Genomic DNA, 17,672 nt, shown 5'->3' on the forward strand with positions numbered 1-17,672 from the left:
GTCATATGTGTCGAGTGTCGCACGGCGGCACTCTGACTCAAAAGTAACTTTGTCTGAATAACCCAGGCAAGCGGCGGCCATGGGGAGGGCTCCCCATGGCCGCCGTACTACAGCGTGTTATGCCTGTTCAGCAATGCGGAACGTCGTTGCCACCCGGCTCTCCGAGCTTGGTGTGACCGGTGATCACATACCGCCCGCCGTTCTTGGACCCGTTCGTGACCAAGTACCAGTTGAAGTTGCCCTTGCTACCGACAGTGCCACTTGTCGTCCAGTACTTGTTCTCAAATGTCACCCAACACTTGACCGAGAATGAATCACCCGGTCCGAACCACGGAGCATCGTAGTTGCTGGCCCCGTCGCACTCGTGGGTGGCATCGCTCCAGTTGACGCCACCGTAGGTGTAGGTGCAGCTGCGGGTCACGACCCCCGTATTCAGCGAGGTGGGCCATTCTGTCTTCTGGGCCCCCGATGTTGCCGTGCTGGACGCCTTCGCGCCGCCCTTACCGAGTGAGTTGAAGGTCTGCACACTGATGGTGGCCTGCTTGCCGTAGCCGCCCGTGTCATAGCTGCGGCTTCCGCTGGCCGGAACGCTCTGCCATCCTCCGCCATTGATGCTGATCTTCGTGTCGGCGACATCATTGCTGGCGGACGACGGCGAGTTCCAACTGAAGCTCACGGACGTACTGTTCAGGGCGCCATCCTGATGGGAAGCACTCGGAGTACCCGGCGACCCGTACGGGGTCGCCTGTGCAGGGGCGCTGGCATCCGAGCTCGGAGCCACCGAGGAATCGGCCACCACGGTGATCGACTGGGCCTGACCATTGGGGAAACCTCCCACGGTTCCACCCGGGTTGATCGAACCGCTCCGGCCCGAAGGACTCGCCAGGTAGCGGTAGCTGACCTCGGAAGCCCCCGAGCCGTTCCGCTGGGCGGCGCTCAGCTGGGAGAAGTTGACCGTAATCTGCTGCCCGTTGCCACCCGTGTTCGTCGGGCTTGCCGTCACATTCTGCGGAGTGCCCAGCTTGCCGGTGGCGCGCCGCGGGTCACTGGCAGCCGAGACCGGCCCCTTGCCGGCCTTGTTTTCGGCCTGAACCGTGAAGGTGTAGGCGGCCTCCGAGTTGCTCACGGTGAAGTTGGTGGTCTGGCTCGTGCCCGGCACCGTGACGGTGACCGATGCCTGCCCGCCGCCGCTGCGCGTGACGTAGTAGTTCTTGACCGGGTCACCATTGAGGACCGGCTGCGTCCAGTCGACCGCGATCTGATTCTGGCTGCCCACGCTCGACACCACACGGGTGGTCGGAGCCTGAGGCTGCCCCGGAGGCGCCGCAGGATGATCGGCGATCGAGTACGCGCTCCAGTCCGACGGCGTCGGAGCGTCATTCACCGCCTGGATGCGGAAGGTGTAGTCAGTCCCGTTCGTGAGCCCCTTCCAGGTGTAGCTGCCACCCGTGAGACCGGTCTTCTGCGTGACGCCCCCGGCTGCCGGAGAGACTTCCAGGGTGTAACTCTTCACCGGTGAACCAGTGCTGACCGCCGGGGTCCAGTTCACCGTCATGCTGGAGTCGCCGGCCTTCACCGTGGGGGCGCCCATCTGCTGAGGCTTCACGTCCGGACGGACATCACCGGACTGGGCCGAGGGCTTGGAATCCCCGACCTCGTTGGTGGCGATCACCGTGAAGTGGTACGTGACGTTATTGCTCAGACCCGTCAAGGTACAGGTCGTAGCAGGGCAGTTCTGGTTGAAGCCATTGCTCGACTGCACCTTGTAGTTGGTGATGGGAGCCCCGTTGTCGGAGGGCGGGGCCCAGTGCAGAACCGCGGTGCGGTCCCGGATGTCGGAGGCCGTCGGAGCCGACGGTGTGTCCGGCGCGGCACGCACGGTCAGCCGAAGCCGGCCGGTCGCCCGTCGGCTCGGATCCCCGGTCTTGTCCTCGATGCTGTATCGCACCACCAGGACGCCCTTGAAGTCGGCGGCCGGCGTGACCGTGACATTCCCACCGTTCACCGTGGGCGCGCCTGCCGTGGAACCGGTCTCCACCTGAACGTCGACGACCTTCAGCGGCGTGTCCGGGAACGGGTTCACGTCGTTGGCCGTCACGTCGGTGGTGCTCGGCTTCCCGGCGTCGGCCTTGTCCACGACGTCGTCGTTCGCAACGGGCTTCGCACGATCCGAGGCCACCAATTGGACGGTCACCTCGGCCGAGACAGGATCGGAACGCCCGTCCGTCACACTCAGACCGATCTTCGCCGTCGAATCGACCGGCGTCTCCTTGGGTGCCGAAACCGACAACGTCGATCCGTCCAGTTTCGCCTCGAAGCGGGAGGGCTTGTTCTCCAGCGTGAACTTGAGCTTCTCCTGGTCCCCGGGATCCACGTCCTTGGCCAGCTTGCTGAGATCAAGCGTCGCGGTCTCGCCCATCGGCACGTCCAGCGGAGAACCGAGGAACGTGGGTGGATGGTTGGCATTCGGATCCGGCTTGACCAGGGTCAGGATGGTCAAGGTCGAGGTCAGGCCGTTCGGGTCGTCAGGCCCGCTTCCGTCCGTGACTTCGAAGGTGATGGAGCCGGGCCCGACGAAGTCCTTGAGCGCCGCGTAATGCAGGCTCGTCCCGTCCGAACCGATGACCTTGTCACTCGCGCCGCCCATGACCTTGATCTTGTCCGCCACGGTGACGCGCGGAGAGTGCCCGGCTCGTACTGCGACGTAGTCGGAGAGCTTGAGGTCCACGCTCTGGCCCGCAGTCACCTCGACCACCTGGCTGTTTTTCAGGGCTGGCGGCATGTCTCCCTGACCGGGTACGTGGATGATGGCCGTGGCGCTCAGCCCGTCCATGTCGGTGACCGTGTACGGAATCAGCTGCGGAGCGGACGTCAGGGTGACGCGGACCGACCCCTTGGCGCTGACGACGGCATTGGGCGTACCGTCCGGGAAAGTGATCTTCAGATCCTCGGTGACCCCGTCCGGATCCGAATCGTTCTTCAGCACCGGCACGTCAACGGCGGTCTTCCCCAAAGTCTGGGACAGCGAGACGTGATCGTCATTGGCCACCGGGGCCTCGGGCAGGTGCTTCGGCGTCACCTTCAGGACGATCACCGCGCTGCCCTGGGCGCCCTTGTCGTCCTGAATGGTGTACCGGACATTGTGCGTCCCCGTGGCGTCAGGTGCCGTCAGCAGGACTCGGCCGTTCTCGGTCGCGGAGGCCTGCAGCGCCGCTTCCGCGTCGAAGCGGTCCTTCACGAGGCTGATCGGATCTCCATCGGGGTCCGAGTCGTTGGCCAGTGCGTCGACGGCGACCTTGCGGCCGGGCTTGACCTCGGCGACGTCGTCCACGGCGATCGGCTTCTGGTTCACGGTCGGGGCGGGAGCCACGCCGACGATCACGGTGCCGGTGTTCTCGGCACCGATACGGTCCCGGACACGATAGGTGAAAGTGTCCGTCCCGGCCGAAGCGCTTCCGGCGATGTAATCGATGCTGCCATCGCCCACCACTGCGGTGCCCAGAGCCGGTGCCTTGTCGATCCCGACCAGTTCCACGGAGTCGCCGTCCGGATCGATGCCGTCCAGAGGGATGACGATCTTCGTCTTCATACCGGCCAGGACCCGCGCCGTGACGTTCTTCGGCTCGGGCCTGGAATTCCGGGCGTCATCGCGCGCCTTGATCCGGATGACGAGCTGCGCGGAGTCCTCCTGTCCGGATTCGTTCTTCACCGTGTACGTGGCATAGACCGTCTTCGGAGTATTGCCTGCGAGGAAGCGGACGTTGTTCCCCGACGTGAAGATCCGCCCATCGGCCACGTCTGGGACCTCGGTCAGTTTCGGGCTCAGCGTCAGCTTTCCGCCGTTCGGGTCGACGTCGTTGGCGAGGACCGGGATCGTCACGACGTCCCCCACGCGGACCGTCGCCTCATCGTCTTTCGCCTGCGGCGCGGCCAGCTTCGCCGGCGGCGGGATGACCACCACCGAGATCTCCCCTGTGGCGGAGGCCTTGCCGTTGGAAATCGTGTATTTCAGGGTGACGGTCCCCTGCGCGTGCAGATCCGTCACCCGCACCACGCTGTGGTCGAGCACGGAGACGCTCACCGGGGCGCCGTTCGGCACGGTCACCGACTGCACCACGAGCACCCCGCCCGCCGGGTCGAAGTCGTTCCCCAGCACGTCCACCAGGGCGCTGCCGCCGCTGGGGAGCTGTGCCACATCGCGCACCGCGATCGGGGCCTCCCCCGTGTTCGCTGGGACCACGTCCACGCGGACCAGCTGCTGGGCGGCGGCCGGACCGTTCGTCACCATGTAGGTGATGTAGTGCGGCCCCTCGGTCCGGGAGCTGAACTGGAAGGTCTGCTGATCGGCTCCGATGGTCGCGCTGGACTGACCATCCGCAGTCACCTGCGCCAGGCGGAGCTGCCCGCCCAGCGGGTCGACGTCGTTCTTCAGGGGCGCGATGGTGATGCTCTGCCCGGCCATCGCCACGACGGAGTCGGCGTTCGCGATAGGGGCCAGGGCCCCGCTCGGACGCACGTCGAGGGTCACCGGGATCTCCGCGGTCTCCCGCCCGTCGGAGATCTTCAGCGTCACGGTGCGCTTGCCCGGAACACTGCCGGCGTCCTTGAGGGAGAGCTGGCCGTCGGGACGGGTCTGCACGATGTCCTGGTCATTGCTGCTGCTGGCGCCGACCAGATACATGTCATCGCCGTCGGGATCCATGAAGTCGGACAGCACGTTCTGGACCAGCTGTTTGCCCTGCATGAGGGTCAGACTGGGCACGCGGCCCGGTTTGAGCTGAGGCTTGTGGTTGACCTCGGGCGGAACCACCGTCAGCGACACCACGGCCGCGTTCGAGCCGCCCCGGCCGTCATTGGCCGTGTACTTGAACTGAGTGTTCCCCTTCGCATCCCCCGGCACGCTGATCTGGAAACCGGTCGCCCCGTAGATGCCTTCCACGTGGCCGAACGCCGGCTGGGTGTCGGCGTGAACGCGCAGGACATCACCGTCCGCGTCCGAGTCGTTGTCCAGCACAGGCAGAACGGTGGTCCTGCCGGCCCGCACCCCATAGCTGTCCGGTTTGACCACGGGCGGGGTGTTGGGCTTGGTCCGGTCCGGAAGGGTGGTTCTCTGCACCTCGTCCGCCGACTCCTGGTCCGCGTCCTGCGAGGTGTGCTTGGGAGGGATCACGTCGTCCCAGTTGTTGACCAGCAGCATGTTCTGATTCACCAACCAGACGTTGCCGGCGTTCACATCGTTCAGGACCACCAGATCGCGGTTGACGCGGAAGACGAACGACGGCGTGTTGCTCGCCTTGGGCACATCTCGCTGCTGATCGTTCGCGGGATCCGTGCACTTGCGGACATAACGATTGCTGCCGCTCCAGGCGCTGTAGACGCAGCCGCCCAGTTGCACGGGAGCCGCCGCCACCCCGGTGCCGCCGGCATCCACGGTGCTCGCCTGTCCTCCGTCGAGGGGCTGCAGGATCAATTGGGTCCCGGTGGCGATCGCCACCTGGTCGCTGGCCGGTCCACTCTGCTGAAGCTTGGCGTTCCGGGCGTCCGGAACCGTCACGCTGCCGCCGCCCGGCAGCAGCAGTTTGCCCCGTGCGCCGTCCAGGACGACAGTCTTGTCACCCAGCACCGCCATCTGAAGTTCGCCGGCACCCTTGAGGTCGGACCGCTCCTGTGTCTTGTGATCCGTGACGGTCCCGGCATCATCCAGGGAGAACTCCGTCAGCACGCCCTTCTCAGGATCGGCCACTCCGACATGACCGTCGGCACCGACCGCGGCCAGCGTCCCTTGTCCGCCGACCACACTGGGTTCCACCGAATCAGGGGCGAAGCCTCCGATCGCGTCGGACTTCATGGCCCAGACCCGGCCCTTGACCGGGTCAGCCACCGCCACGACACCGCCGCCGATCAAAGTGGACGACGCCGCGGGAGCTTTTTCCTCACCGCTGAGCCGCACGGTGGACGGGTCGAGCTGATTGAGCCCGCCGCTCTCGGAGTCGCGCACCAGCACGGTCTGTTTCGATTGCAGAACATCGAAGCTGCTGCTGGCCGGGGTGGCCGCGCCGTCGAGCACCTTGGATGCGTAGTTGAGCCGCCCCACCGCATTGCGCGCCTTCGAGGTCACCCACACCCCGCCGTCGTTCAAGTCCACCTCAGCGGTTTTGAACCCCGGATACGCCAGCGCAGCAGCCGCCAACGACAACGACACCACTGTCACCGAAGCGATGGCCACCGCACGGCGGGTCTTGCGGCCAAGGGACGAAAAAGGCCGTACACGGCTCATCGTGGTCAATCCTTCGGGTCTTGTTCGGAACCGGAGCCGGCGGGCGAAGCCTACCGGGGTCCTTGTACACAGTTTTTCACGACAGTGTGCAAACCCGAAAGTAACTTTGCAGGATTAATTCCTGAAAGTCGTCAGTCGACCACCAATCCGCGCCCGACGCCCCGCTCCAGCAGCACCGGGGAGATCTCCCCGAAGCCGCGGACGTTCTCAGATTCCTGAGGTGTCAGGACATAGCGCTGGTCCCCTTTCAGCACACTGGCCGTCAGCGAATCCACCAGGACCGTACCCGGTTCGGCAAGGGCGGTGAGTCGAGCCGCCAGATTCACCGTAGGTCCGTAGATGTCGCCCATTCGCGACAGAATCCGGCCCCACACCAAGGCGACGCGCGTCTTCGGCAGGATCTCATCCGCTTCGAAGGCCTCCGAGAGGGCGAGTGAGATCTCGGCTCCCGCCGTCGGCGTCTCAGCGACATAGAGGACTTCGTCCCCGATGGTCTTCACCAGCCGGCCACCGCCCACCGAAATGATCTCCGCGCACTTGTTCTCGAACCGCTGCACCAGCTGAGCCAGCGTCCGCTCGTTCATCCGGCGCGACAGGCTCGTGTAAGAGACCAGGTCGGCGAACCCGACGGCGCGCGCGAGCGGCAACGGAGCGTCGTCCTCGTCCCCCTCGCGCCCCTCCTCGCTGGCTTCCAGCCCGGACGCGGCCCGAACGGACAGCCGCTGCACTGCGGCGTTGAGCTGGCGGCGCCACGAGTAACGCAGCACGTCTTCAAGAGGGTCGATCAGAGCGGGCAGGATCTCCACGATGTCCTGGCGGGCCTCCGCATCGGAGATCCCCTGATTCGCCATGAGGTCCTCGACGAGGGCTTCGACCTGCCAGACCACCATGCGGTCCGTCATCTGGCCGATGGACCGGGCGATGGAGATCGCGGTCTCCTCGGTCAGAAGGCCCTGCCGCACCAGACCGATGATCTCGCCCAGGGCGTCCTGGTCGGCGGCGGTGAAGGCGATGTCCTCGTCACCCCAATTGGGGAAGCCGAGCGCCCGCCAGATCTTGCGCGCGGAGTGCAGCGAGACGCCGACGCCCGAAGCCACCTGGCGGCGCTTGAGCGTCCGGTCACCGCCCAGCAGACGGCGCTGCAGCTCGCGGACCGATCCGATCTGGGGAAGTGAGGTGGTCGGCACGGGAACCACCGGCAGCTGACCGGATTCCACCACGGGCAACGACCTCGTGACGGGGGTGCTGTCCTCCGTCACGGCGTTCTCCTCGCTCACTCTCCACCTTCTCTCAGTTCCCAGGGCAATGCAGGGTCTTGGAAATCGTCCACCGTGTCATCCGGATAGATGACCCCCGGCGGCAGCTTGTCGATGGCCTCCTGGACGAAGCCGCGGAACTTCTCCACCTCGGGCACATCGTTCAGCACTCCGTACCCCGTATGGCGCAGTTCCAAGGTTATAGTCCCGGAACGCAGGGGACGCTGGAGAAGTTCCTGCCGCACCGCCATGTCCTGAACGCTGGCCAGGAAGTACTGCCGTGTCACCTTGCCCAGTACGCCTGTCTGGATCATGAGCCGCTGGCTGGTGAGGACGTAACGGGTGCCGTTCCAGGCCAGAATCCTGGGCAGGGTGTGGAACAGCACCAAGGCGACGGCGGCGAGTCCGCACGCCAGCGCAAGGTACGGTTCGCTCTGCTGCGGTACCCAGGACCACAGTCTGCTGAGATTCCCCCGCAGGAGCCAGCTCGCGGCGAAAGAGGCCGCCGCCAGGCAGAGGAGGCAGAGGATCACCGGCCAGATGAGGGCACGGGCTTGCGGTCTGGTGGTGCAGATGAGTTGTTCACCCGGCAGGAGTGTCTTACGCATGACCGTCCGGACGGTGTGGGCGCAGATGGATCACATCGCCCGCCGTCACGGTGTGGACGGTGCCGCCCTCGTCACGGACCACCAGGGAACCGTCGTGATCGAGCCGTTCCGCCACACCGATCACCTCACGGTCACCCGGCAGCTGGGCCCGGACGGTGCGGCCCAGGGTGACGGTGGCCTGGGTGAGCCGGTGAAGGACCGAGCCGTCGCCCGCGAGGCCGGCCTCCGGATCGCCGTCCGCATTGCAGTAGTCCCGGTACAAGGCCGTGAAGCGCCGCAGATAGCCGGCCACCAGTGTATTCCGGTCCAGCGACCCGGCGCCCAGAAGCCGCAGGGACGTCGCAGTGGGGACGGGCAGCTCGTCCTCGTCCAGACTCACGTTCACCCCGGTGCCGAGCACGACGACGGGCGGGGCGCCGTCCGAGGGGAAGTACAGCTGCGCCAGGATGCCTGCCAGCTTCTTCTCACCCGACATCAGGTCGTTGGGCCACTTCACCTGCACGCGAAGGCCGCAGACGTCCACGAGCGCCTCACGCCAGGCTTCGGCGGCAAGCAAGGAGAACCAGGAGTAGCGGTCGCTCGCCAAAGGGAGCCCTTGCGCGTTGACCGGTCGGAGCACCAGGGAGATCGCCAGGGCGGCCCTGGGAGGCGCCTGCCACTGCCGGTCCAGACGGCCGCGACCCGCGTCCTGGTGATCGGCGATGAGGACGCTCAGATCCGGATGACTCGTGGCCGGCTCAGCGGCCAGAGCCGCCAGGAGGTCGGTGTTGGTGGATCCGGTGCTCTCCACGAAATCCATGCGGGACAGACCGAGGGAGCTGACGAGCCCGTTCCGGGCCATCGCGACGTCGAACGGCTCCCTGCCTTCGTCCGGATGTCCCTGTGCGTTCTCCATGCCTCAATCCTAGCCACGGGGCCGAGGAGGTCCGGGCGCCCGTCCCACCTGCTTTCACTGATTCGTGCGGCACCGGACCGCGCTGGGCGGGGAATCGTCCGGTTCCACGAGGGACCCTCAGACGACACCCAAGAGCTCCGGGTCCGAATTTGTAGGTTTTCTACAGAGGTTCCAGGCATCGACGTGGCTAAACTGGCTCTCAGGCTTGTCGAGTGTGCACAAGCCGCCCAGAAGCGTTACAGGCAGCGATGCCGGGACCGGAAGTGAGGACCATGAGCCACGACCTTGCCACCACTGCAGGGAAGATCGCCGACTTCCGGGACCGCCAGGCGCGGTCCCTGGCCCCGTCCGGGGAAGAAGCCATCGAGAAGCAGCACGCCCGAGGCAAGAACACGGCCCGCGAGCGCATCGACCTGCTCGTGGACGAGGGCTCGTTCGTGGAGTTCGATGCTCTGGCCACGCACCGCTCCACCGCCTTCGGAATGGAGAAGAAGAAGCCTCTGGGTGACGGCGTGGTGTCCGGCTACGCCACCGTGGACGGCCGCCTCGTGGCCCTCTACAGCCAGGACTTCAGCGTCTACGGCGGTTCGCTGAGCCAGGTCAACGGCGAGAAGATCGTCAAAGTGCAGGAGTTCGCCCTGCGCAACGGCTGCCCCGTGATCGGTATCAACGACGGCGGGGGCGCCCGCATCCAGGAGGGCGTCGCCTCCCTGGCCATGTTCGCCGACATCTTCCGCAACAACGTGCACGCCTCGGGCGTGGTCCCGCAGATCTCTCTCATCATGGGCCCCTGCGCGGGCGGCGCGGCTTACTCCCCCGCCCTGACCGACTACGTGGTCATGGTCGACAAGACCAGCCACATGTTCATCACCGGCCCGGACGTCATCAAGACCGTCACCGGCGAGGACGTGGACATGGAGACCCTGGGCGGCGCCCGCCAGCACAACACCACCACCGGCACCTCCACCTACCTGGCCAGCGACGAGGCCGACGCCATCGAGTTCGTCCGCGAGCTGCTGGACTTCCTGCCGAGCAACAATCTGGCCGAAGCCCCCCTCCTGGAGCACGAGCAGGAGTTGGAGGTGAACGAGGACGATCTGGCCCTGGACGCCCTCATCCCGGACTCGGCCAACCACCCCTATGACATGCGCCGGGTCATCGAGAACCTCGTGGACGACGGCCACTTCCTGGAGATGCAGGCCCTCTACGCACCGAACGTGATCATCGGCTACGGCCGGGTCGAGGGCCACACCGTGGGCATCGTGGCCAACCAGCCGATGCAGTTCGCCGGCACGCTGGACATCTCCGCTTCGGAGAAGGCGGCCCGCTTCGTCCGTCATTGCGACGCCTTCAACATCCCGATCGTCACCCTGGTGGACGTGCCGGGCTTCCTGCCCGGCAAGGACCAGGAGTTCCAGGGCATCATCCGGCGTGGTGCCAAGCTGCTCTACGCCTACGCTGAGGCGACCGTGCCGAAGCTGACCGTCATCACGCGCAAGGCCTACGGCGGCGCGTACATCGTGATGGGCTCGAAGAAACTCGGAGCGGATCTGAACCTGGCGTGGCCCACCGCCCAGATCGGCGTCATGGGCGCCCAGGGCGCAGTGAACATCCTGTACCGCCGCGATCTGGCCGCCGTTCAGGCTGAGGGCGGCGACGTCGAGGCCAAGCGCGCCGAGGTCATCCGGCAGTACGAGGATGAGCTGCTCAACCCCTACCAGGCAGCGGAACTGGGCTACATCGATGCCGTCATCGCGCCGAGCGAGACACGCGTGCAGCTCATCCGCGGTCTGCGGGCCCTGCGGGACAAACGCGCCGCTCTGCCCGCCAAGAAGCACGGCAACATTCCGCTCTAAGGACACATCATGGCAACGAACAGCACCGGCGACGCCGGTCCGGAGACCTCCGCCGCCCAGCCGTTCCTGACGGTGACCAAGGGCGATCCGACGGCCGAGGAGCTCGCCGCTCTGTCCGCCGTCGTCGGCGCCCTCGCAACGACGGCGGACGCGGAATCCGCGGACGCACCGCGCCACTCGGAGCGCTTCTGGCGCCGCCGGGCTCAGTTCAACGTCCCGTTGAAGGCCGGCCCCGGCGCCTGGCGCCGCTCGGGCCGCTGATCCGCCGATCGGGGCGAGGCGTCCGTCTCAGTATTCGCGCAGATCTCCTGCACGCACACTGAACCACAGCGTTGCCCCGGGGGCGGTGTCCAGTCCCGAGATCAACTGCGCATCGACCTCCGCGTCCAGCTCGACGCCGGCTGCCGGACCACCCGTTCCGACCGCCCGGAGCAGCGCATGTTCGCCGCGCGGCTCCAGCGCGAGCACGCGTACCGGATAACGGACTCCCTCGGCCGCACCGTCCGGCTCGCCGGCCGATACCGCGACGTCGGCGGCACGGAAGGCGAGCGACTCCGGACCGGACCGGATCAGGTTGAGCCCGGCCAGGCGAGCGGCGAAGACGTTGGGAGGCCGGGTGAAAAGCTCGCGGGTCGGGCCGGAGGCGACCACACGCCCTTCATGCAGGATCGCGGTGTGGTCTGCGAGGGTGAGGGCGTCGAGGATCTCATGCGTGATCAGAATCGAACTCTGCTCCGCCAGCAACGTCCGGAGACTGCTGCGCATCCGGGTGGAGGCCGTCACGTCGAGCGCGTTGAGCGGTTCATCCAGGATCAGCAAGCGGGGCTCGGTGGCCAGCGCGCGTGCGAGTGCGACCGTCTGGGCCTGCCCTCCGGAGAGCTGCCAGGGGCGACTTGCCGAGAACTGCTCCGCGCCGACCTTCGACAACCAGACGCGAGCGGTCTCGCGGGCCTGCGTTCGTCGTTCTCCTTGCGCCTTCCGTCCGAAGGCGACGTTCTCCAGCGCGGTCAGGTGGGGGAAGAGCAAGGGAGCCTGCGCCATGAGCGCCACCGATCTGCGGTGGGCGGGGACCCGGACTCCCGCCGAGCTGTCCAGCAGGGTCCGCCCGCCCAGCTCGACCCGGCCGGTGACTCCGCCCGGCACCCTTCCGAGGGTCCCGGCCAGCGCCGCGGCCAGCGAGGATTTCCCGGCGCCGTTGGGTCCCATGAGTGCCAGTGTCCGGCCATGTTCGAGGCCCAGCGACACGTCGAGGCCGCGCGAGGCGACGGAGATCTCCACCGTGAGAAAGTCTTGCGTGGTCATGCCGTTCTCCCCTGCCGCCTGAACCAAGGGCCGTGGGCAAAGCCGACGACGAGGATCGCCACCGCGACCAGCAGCAGTGACAACGCGGCCGCGGCGTCGGGGTCGCTTTCCCGCGTGAGGTAGATCTGCAAAGGCAGTGTCCGGGTCACACCCTCCAGGTTCCCCGCGAAGGTCAGCGTCGCACCGAACTCCCCGAGGCACCGGGCGAACGCGAGGACCGTGCCCGACAGGAGGCCCGGAAGGACCAGCGGAAGGGTCACTCGCCACCAGGTCATGGCGGGACCCGCTCCGAGCGTGGCGGCCACCCGTTCGTAGCCCGTCTCGGTGCTGGAGAGGGCGCCTTCAACGCTCAGGACGAGATACGGCAGCGAGACGAAAGCCTGAGCGAGGACCACGGCGGTGGTGCTGAAGGAGATCTCCAGCCCGAGGGCCCGCAGCGGCTGTCCGAGGAGTCCGTAGCGGCCGAAGGCGTACAGCAAGGCGAGGCCGCCGACGACGGGAGGCACCACGAGCGGCAGGAGCACCAAGGACCTCAGGATGCGCTTGCCGGGGAATTCCGCGCGAGAGAGCAAAGCGGCGAGCGGCACGCCGAGAAGGAGACAGAGGCCCGTGCTCAGACACGCCGTACGGAGGCTGAGTCCCAACGCCTCCAGGGACTCCTCGCTGGTGACGAGCGGGATGAAGTGCGCCCAGTCCACTTTCAGCGCCATCGCGAAGGGCGGCACCAGGATGAACGCCAGACCCGCCAAAGCCAGCAGCACCATCCACGATGGCACGCCGTTCAGACGGAAGCCCGCTCGGCCTCCAGAAGAACTCACGGCTTGCCGAAACCTGCCTTGCTCAGGACGGACTGCCCCGCCGCGGAGGTCACCTGATCGAGGAAGAGCTTGCCGCCCTCCGGATCGGGAGAGCCCTGCACCTTGGCGATGGCGTAGACGTTCACGGCGGAGGAGCTCTGAGGGAAGTCGATTCCCGTCACCTTGCCCTTGGCGCCCTGGACATCCGTGCGGTAGACGAGTCCGGCATCGGCTTCACCCGAGGACACCTTGCCCAGCACATCACTGACGGAGAGCTCCTCGCTGACCGCTTTGATGCTCAGCCCGGCGGCCTTCTCCACCTTCTGGCTCGCGGCTCCACAAGGAACCTGCGGAGCACAGAGCACCGTCTTGGTCCCGGATTTGGCGAGGTCGCTCAGCTGGGTGATGTGTGCCGGGTTCGACGGCGGCACGGCGATGGTCAAGGTGTTGCTGGCGAAGTTCTGTGCCGCCCCGTCCAGGGATCCCGCACTGCTGAGCTTCTCCATCGTCGGCAAGTCAGCAGTCGCCACGACATCGGCTTTGGCCCCGGCCTTGATCTGTGCCACCAGGTCCTGGGAACCCGCGAAGTTGAGTTTGACGTCCAGTTCAGGGTGTTCCGCCTTGAGCTGGTCCGCGAGGGCTGTGAAAGTCCCCTTGAGGGAGGCCGCTGCGAAGACCACCACGGTCTTCTTCTCCGCAGGGCTCTGCGACGCAGTGGCGCCAGTGCCCGGTGAGGAGCATGCTGCCAGCGCAAGAACCGCGCCGGCGGTCAGCACCGCTTTGCCGCCGGCGCTACGGATTGCCTTATTTCCCATCGGGGACCTCCACGATCACATTCGTTGCCTTGACGACCGCCACGGCCACCTTGCCTTCCCGGATGCCGAGTTCGGTGACGGCTTCCGTGCTCATGAGCGAAACCACCCGGTGCGGTCCGCACTGCATCTCGACCTGGGACATCACGGTGTCGGAGATGACCTTGGTGACCAGCCCGACCATCCGGTTGCGGGCCGAGCGCCCGACATTGGTGGGGTCTGCCGGCTGAGCCGCCTGTTCCCTGGCCAGTGCGGCGAGAGACAGGGCGTCCACTTCGGTGACCCCTTCTCCGCCTGCGGTCTTCAGCAGCCCGCTGCCCAGCCAGCGCCGGACGGTGTCATCGCTGACGCCGAGGAAGGCCGCCGCGTCTTTGATCCGGATTCCACTCATGGGCCGAGCATAGCCAAGAAGCCGGATTTTGCGGAGTTTTGATCATCATTCACGCGCAAATGCGACTACGCGAAGGATTGCGTCGGTACGGACCGCACCTTTCCGCCCGATACTTCAAGCACTTCTTTCACACAGGCCCTACGCTATGAGTGTGACTGAGACCACCACGCGCACCAAGTCAGCCATCGACTCCGTAGCAGACGAGTACACCGCCCGCCTGCTGGAGCTCGATCCCAACACGGCCACCAGCCTGGGGCTGCCCGGCCACGAGAGTGAATATCCCGACTACTCCCCCGCCGGGCATGAGGCCTTCGCCCGGCTGGACCGGGAAACCCTGGACCAGCTCGAGTCCCTTCAGGCGGACGACTCCGTCGACCAGGTCACCCTGGATGCGATGCGGGAGCGGCTCGGGCTCGCTCTGGAACACCATGCGAGTGGCTGGCGGCTCGCGGAACTGAACAACATCGCCTCCCCGGTGCAGGACATCCGCGCCGTCTTCGACCTGATGCCGACGGACACCGAAGAGCAGTGGAAGCACATCGCCGCCCGCACCCACAACGTTCCCGCCGCCGTCGAGGGATACATCGAGTCGCTGCGCACCGCGCAAGCGCAGGACCTCGTCTCGGCCGTACGCCAGGTATGGATCGCGATCGAACAGGCCACCTCATACGCGTCGGAGGACGGATTCTTCGCCAAGCTGGCCGCCGACGCCACGACGGCGAAGGGCCCGCTCACGGAGGATCTGCGGGCGGAGCTGAACGACGGCGTCCGGCTCGCCCGGGGCGCGTACCTCGCCCTGGTCGAGTTCCTCCGGGACGAGCTCCTGCCGACCGCCCCCGAGAAGGACGCCGTGGGCCGGGAGCGCTACGCGCTCGCCAGCCGGACGTTCCTCGGCGCGACGATCGACCTCGAGGAGAGCTACGCCTGGGGTGTCGGCGAACTGGAACGGCTGATCACCGAGCAGGAGAAGGTCGCCGAGGCCATCAAGCCGGGTGCCACGATCGAGGAGGCCAAGGCGATCCTCAACGCGGATCCGGAACGGCAGCTGAAGGGCACGGATGCACTGCGAGCCTGGATGCAGCGGCTTTCAGACGAAGCCGTGGCCGCCCTGGCGGGAACCCACTTCGAGATCCCCGAACAGATGCGCACCCTGGAGTGCATGATCGCCCCCACGCAGGACGGGGGCATCTACTACACCGGACCGAGCGACGATTTCAGCCGCGCCGGGCGCATGTGGTGGTCCGTCCCGCCGGGCGAGGACGAGTTCACCACCTGGTCCGAGACCACCACCGTCTACCACGAGGGCGTCCCGGGCCACCACCTTCAGGTCGCGACCGCCGTCTACCGCAAGGAACTGCTCAACGACTGGCGCCGTAACATCTGCTGGGTCTCCGGGCACGGCGAAGGATGGGCCCTTTACGCGGAGAAGCTCATGCACGAACTCGGCTTCCTCTCCGACCCCGGGGACCTCATGGGCATGCTCGACATGCAGCGCATGCGAGCCGCTCGCGTCGTCTTCGACATCGGCGTCCACCTCGAACTGGAGGTGCCGGAACGCTGGGGAACCGGAACCTGGACGGCGGAGAAGGGCTACGAGTTCCTCAAAGCCAATCTCCCCATCAGCGAAGGCCAGCTGAAGTTCGAATTCACCCGCTACCTCGGCTGGCCGGGGCAGGCCCCGAGCTACAAGATCGGGCAGCGGCTGTGGGAACAGATCCGGCAGGAACGGCAGCAGCGTGAAGGCGATGCCTTCGACGTGAAGGCGTTCCACTCCCAGGCGCTGAACATCGGTTCGGTGGGCATGGACGTGCTCCGCAAGGCGCTGCTGGACTGACATCAGACAGGGTGGGGCGCGGCACGAGTCGCGCCCTACCCGGTGGTTTCGGGGCCGTGTTTATTCCCGATGTTGAGGAAACTCTCAGTTTTCGAGCGGAAAAGTAACACTGCTCAACGCAAAGTGGAATATTGTTACGCGCATTTCTATTGTCCTGTGGGTGAGTACAGAGACCATCGCACCCAAGGCTCCGAGCCGCTTCCCCCGCTGGGCGAAGAACTTCGGCGTCCAGATCATCGCCGCATTGGTGCTCGGCGTCATCCTCGGCCTCGTGGCCAGGAACCTCGGCGGCACCCATGACGCCCCGAACGGGCTGACCATCACCCTTCAGACCATCGGGTCGAGCTACGTCGCCCTGTTGAAGACGGCCGTCGTGCCGCTCATCTTCACCGCCGTCGTGAGTTCCATCGCCAATCTGCGCGCCGTGACCAACGCGGCCCGCCTCGCCTGGAACACCCTGCTCTGGTTCGCCATCACGGCTCTCATCGCCGTGCTGATCGGCATCGGCCTGGGCGTCCTCTTCCAGCCCGGCGCCGGCACCGGGCTCAGCCAGGACGGCGCCAGCTACAGCGGCAGCTCTGGCAGCTGGTGGGCCTTCCTCCAGGGCCTGATCCCCAAGAACGTCCTCGGCCTGGAAGTCAGCACCAAGATCACCGACGGCGTGGCCTCCACGAGCGTCAACTTCAACGTCCTGCAGATCCTGGTCCTCGCGATCGCCGTCGGCGTCGCAGCGCTCAAGGCCGGCAAGAAGGCGGACAAGTTCCTGGACTTCAACGCCTCCGCCCTGGCCGTGATCCAGAAGGTCCTCTGGTGGATCATCCGCATCGCCCCGATCGGCACCATCGGCCTGATCGGCAACGCGGTGGCCAGCTACGGCTGGGACACCATCGGCGCTCTCGGCAAGTTCACCGTCGCCATCTACGTCGGCCTCGCACTGGTCCTGTTCGTGGTCTACCCGATCCTGGTCCGCAGCCACGGCCTGTCGATCAAGCAGTACTTCTCCGGTGTCTGGCCGGCCGTCCAGCTGGCCTTCGTCTCCCGGTCCTCCGTCGGCACCATGCCGCTCACGCAGCGAGTGACCGAGCGCAACCTCGGCGTACCCAGCGGTTACGCCTCCTTCGCAGTGCCGCTCGGCTCCACCACCAAGATGGACGGCTGCGCCGCGATCTACCCTGCGGTCGCCGCGATCTTCGTCGCCCAGTTCTTCGGCATCAACCTGGACTTCAGCCAGTACCTGCTGATCGTCCTCGTCTCCGTCCTGGGCTCCGCGGCCACCGCTGGCACCACGGGCGCCGTCGTCATGCTGACCCTGACCCTCTCCACCCTCGGACTGCCGCTCGCCGGCGTCGGCCTGCTCCTGGCGATCGACCCGATCCTGGACATGGGCCGCACTGCGGTCAACGTGGCCGGTCAGGCCCTGATCCCGACCATCGTCGCCAAGCGTCAGGGGATCCTGGATCTGGATCTCTACAACGCACCGCGCCAGGGCGTCGCCTTCTCCGATGAGGTGTCCGAGGACGCCGAGGAAGGTTCCGAGAAGGAGCTCGTCCACGCCGGCTGAGACCGGCAACAGGTTCTCCGTACCACGCGGCCCGCAGGGGCCGGGATGGCCCGTCGGCAGCTCGCCGGCGGGCCATCGGTGTT

12 protein-coding genes are annotated in these 17,672 nt (G+C 66.5%); 4 read left to right on the plus strand and 8 right to left on the minus strand.

Features of this window, described 5'->3' with window-relative positions; all coding sequences use genetic code 11:
* Positions 1 to 127: 127 nt before the first annotated feature.
* The 4 genes from ACIPXZ_RS08080 to ACIPXZ_RS08095 form a co-directional block, all read right to left on the minus strand.
* Positions 128 to 6,277: an Ig-like domain-containing protein gene (locus tag ACIPXZ_RS08080; protein WP_400592162.1), complete on the minus strand. Its 6,150-nt coding sequence runs from the start codon at positions 6,275 to 6,277 to the stop codon at positions 128 to 130.
* 131 nt (positions 6,278 to 6,408) lie between these two features.
* Entirely contained in the window at positions 6,409 to 7,473 is a 1,065-nt protein-coding gene (locus tag ACIPXZ_RS08085; RefSeq protein WP_400592720.1) for an adenylate/guanylate cyclase domain-containing protein, read from the minus strand.
* Between the two features lie 77 nt (positions 7,474 to 7,550).
* Positions 7,551 to 8,141 carry a PH domain-containing protein gene (locus tag ACIPXZ_RS08090; protein WP_400592165.1) on the minus strand — a complete coding sequence of 197 codons (591 nt, stop codon included), beginning with the start codon at positions 8,139 to 8,141 and terminating at the stop codon, positions 7,551 to 7,553.
* Positions 8,134 to 9,036, minus strand: coding sequence for a biotin--[acetyl-CoA-carboxylase] ligase (locus tag ACIPXZ_RS08095; RefSeq protein WP_400592168.1), 903 nt, complete (start codon positions 9,034 to 9,036; stop codon positions 8,134 to 8,136). Before ACIPXZ_RS08095 ends, ACIPXZ_RS08090 begins: the two co-directional genes overlap by 8 nt.
* 272 nt (positions 9,037 to 9,308) lie before the next feature.
* Here ACIPXZ_RS08095 and ACIPXZ_RS08100 point away from each other — a divergent pair, with 272 nt between their 5' ends.
* Together ACIPXZ_RS08100 and ACIPXZ_RS08105 are read left to right on the plus strand one after the other, a co-directional pair.
* Positions 9,309 to 10,892 (plus strand): acyl-CoA carboxylase subunit beta, encoded by a 1,584-nt coding sequence (locus tag ACIPXZ_RS08100; protein WP_400592171.1) that lies wholly within the window; start codon positions 9,309 to 9,311, stop codon positions 10,890 to 10,892.
* A 9-nt stretch (positions 10,893 to 10,901) separates the two neighbouring features.
* On the plus strand, positions 10,902 to 11,153 hold the full coding sequence (locus ACIPXZ_RS08105) for an acyl-CoA carboxylase subunit epsilon (RefSeq protein ID WP_400592173.1): 252 nt from the start codon (positions 10,902 to 10,904) through the stop codon (positions 11,151 to 11,153).
* 27 nt (positions 11,154 to 11,180) lie between these two features.
* Here ACIPXZ_RS08105 and ACIPXZ_RS08110 read toward each other — a convergent pair whose 3' ends face one another.
* From ACIPXZ_RS08110 to ACIPXZ_RS08125, 4 genes are read right to left on the minus strand one after another with little or no spacing between them, the layout of a single operon-like run.
* On the minus strand, positions 11,181 to 12,194 hold the full coding sequence (locus ACIPXZ_RS08110) for a sulfate/molybdate ABC transporter ATP-binding protein (RefSeq protein WP_400592176.1): 1,014 nt from the start codon (positions 12,192 to 12,194) through the stop codon (positions 11,181 to 11,183).
* The gene (locus tag ACIPXZ_RS08115; RefSeq protein ID WP_400592722.1) at positions 12,191 to 12,958 is read right to left on the minus strand and encodes an ABC transporter permease; all 768 of its coding nucleotides are present in this window, start codon (positions 12,956 to 12,958) and stop codon (positions 12,191 to 12,193) included. The genes ACIPXZ_RS08110 and ACIPXZ_RS08115 overlap by 4 nt, the downstream gene beginning before the upstream one ends.
* A 50-nt stretch (positions 12,959 to 13,008) precedes the next feature.
* Entirely contained in the window at positions 13,009 to 13,806 is a 798-nt protein-coding gene (gene modA, locus ACIPXZ_RS08120; RefSeq protein WP_400592179.1) for a molybdate ABC transporter substrate-binding protein, read from the minus strand.
* Positions 13,796 to 14,194, minus strand: a complete 399-nt coding sequence (locus tag ACIPXZ_RS08125; protein ID WP_400592182.1) for a molybdopterin-binding protein — start codon at positions 14,192 to 14,194, stop codon at positions 13,796 to 13,798. The genes modA and ACIPXZ_RS08125 overlap by 11 nt, the downstream gene beginning before the upstream one ends.
* 145 nt (positions 14,195 to 14,339) lie before the next feature.
* On the opposite strand from ACIPXZ_RS08125, the gene ACIPXZ_RS08130 reads away from it, so the two are divergent.
* Both ACIPXZ_RS08130 and ACIPXZ_RS08135 read left to right on the plus strand, forming a co-directional pair.
* Positions 14,340 to 16,028 carry a DUF885 domain-containing protein gene (locus tag ACIPXZ_RS08130; protein ID WP_400592185.1) on the plus strand — a complete coding sequence of 563 codons (1,689 nt, stop codon included), beginning with the start codon at positions 14,340 to 14,342 and terminating at the stop codon, positions 16,026 to 16,028.
* A gap of 160 nt (positions 16,029 to 16,188) precedes the next feature.
* Positions 16,189 to 17,589 (plus strand): dicarboxylate/amino acid:cation symporter, encoded by a 1,401-nt coding sequence (locus tag ACIPXZ_RS08135; RefSeq protein WP_400592188.1) that lies wholly within the window; start codon positions 16,189 to 16,191, stop codon positions 17,587 to 17,589.
* Positions 17,590 to 17,672: the final 83 nt, after the last annotated feature.

Source organism: Arthrobacter sp. NPDC090010 (assembly GCF_044748305.1).
Lineage (GTDB): Bacteria > Actinomycetota > Actinomycetes > Actinomycetales > Micrococcaceae > Arthrobacter_E.

Excerpts from the sequence above, each read along its gene's own strand:
- ACIPXZ_RS08080 (WP_400592162.1), bottom strand. The coding sequence starts at position 6,277 with ATGAGCCGTGTACGGCCTTTTTCGTCCCTTGGCCGCAAGACCCGCCGT.
- ACIPXZ_RS08090 (WP_400592165.1), bottom strand. The coding sequence starts at position 8,141 with ATGCGTAAGACACTCCTGCCGGGTGAACAACTCATCTGCACCACCAGA.
- ACIPXZ_RS08095 (WP_400592168.1), bottom strand. The coding sequence starts at position 9,036 with ATGGAGAACGCACAGGGACATCCGGACGAAGGCAGGGAGCCGTTCGAC.
- ACIPXZ_RS08100 (WP_400592171.1), top strand. The coding sequence starts at position 9,309 with ATGAGCCACGACCTTGCCACCACTGCAGGGAAGATCGCCGACTTCCGG.
- ACIPXZ_RS08105 (WP_400592173.1), top strand. The coding sequence starts at position 10,902 with ATGGCAACGAACAGCACCGGCGACGCCGGTCCGGAGACCTCCGCCGCC.
- ACIPXZ_RS08110 (WP_400592176.1), bottom strand. The coding sequence starts at position 12,194 with ATGACCACGCAAGACTTTCTCACGGTGGAGATCTCCGTCGCCTCGCGC.
- ACIPXZ_RS08115 (WP_400592722.1), bottom strand. The coding sequence starts at position 12,958 with ATGGTGCTGCTGGCTTTGGCGGGTCTGGCGTTCATCCTGGTGCCGCCC.
- modA (WP_400592179.1), bottom strand. The coding sequence starts at position 13,806 with ATGGGAAATAAGGCAATCCGTAGCGCCGGCGGCAAAGCGGTGCTGACC.
- ACIPXZ_RS08125 (WP_400592182.1), bottom strand. The coding sequence starts at position 14,194 with ATGAGTGGAATCCGGATCAAAGACGCGGCGGCCTTCCTCGGCGTCAGC.
- ACIPXZ_RS08130 (WP_400592185.1), top strand. The coding sequence starts at position 14,340 with ATGAGTGTGACTGAGACCACCACGCGCACCAAGTCAGCCATCGACTCC.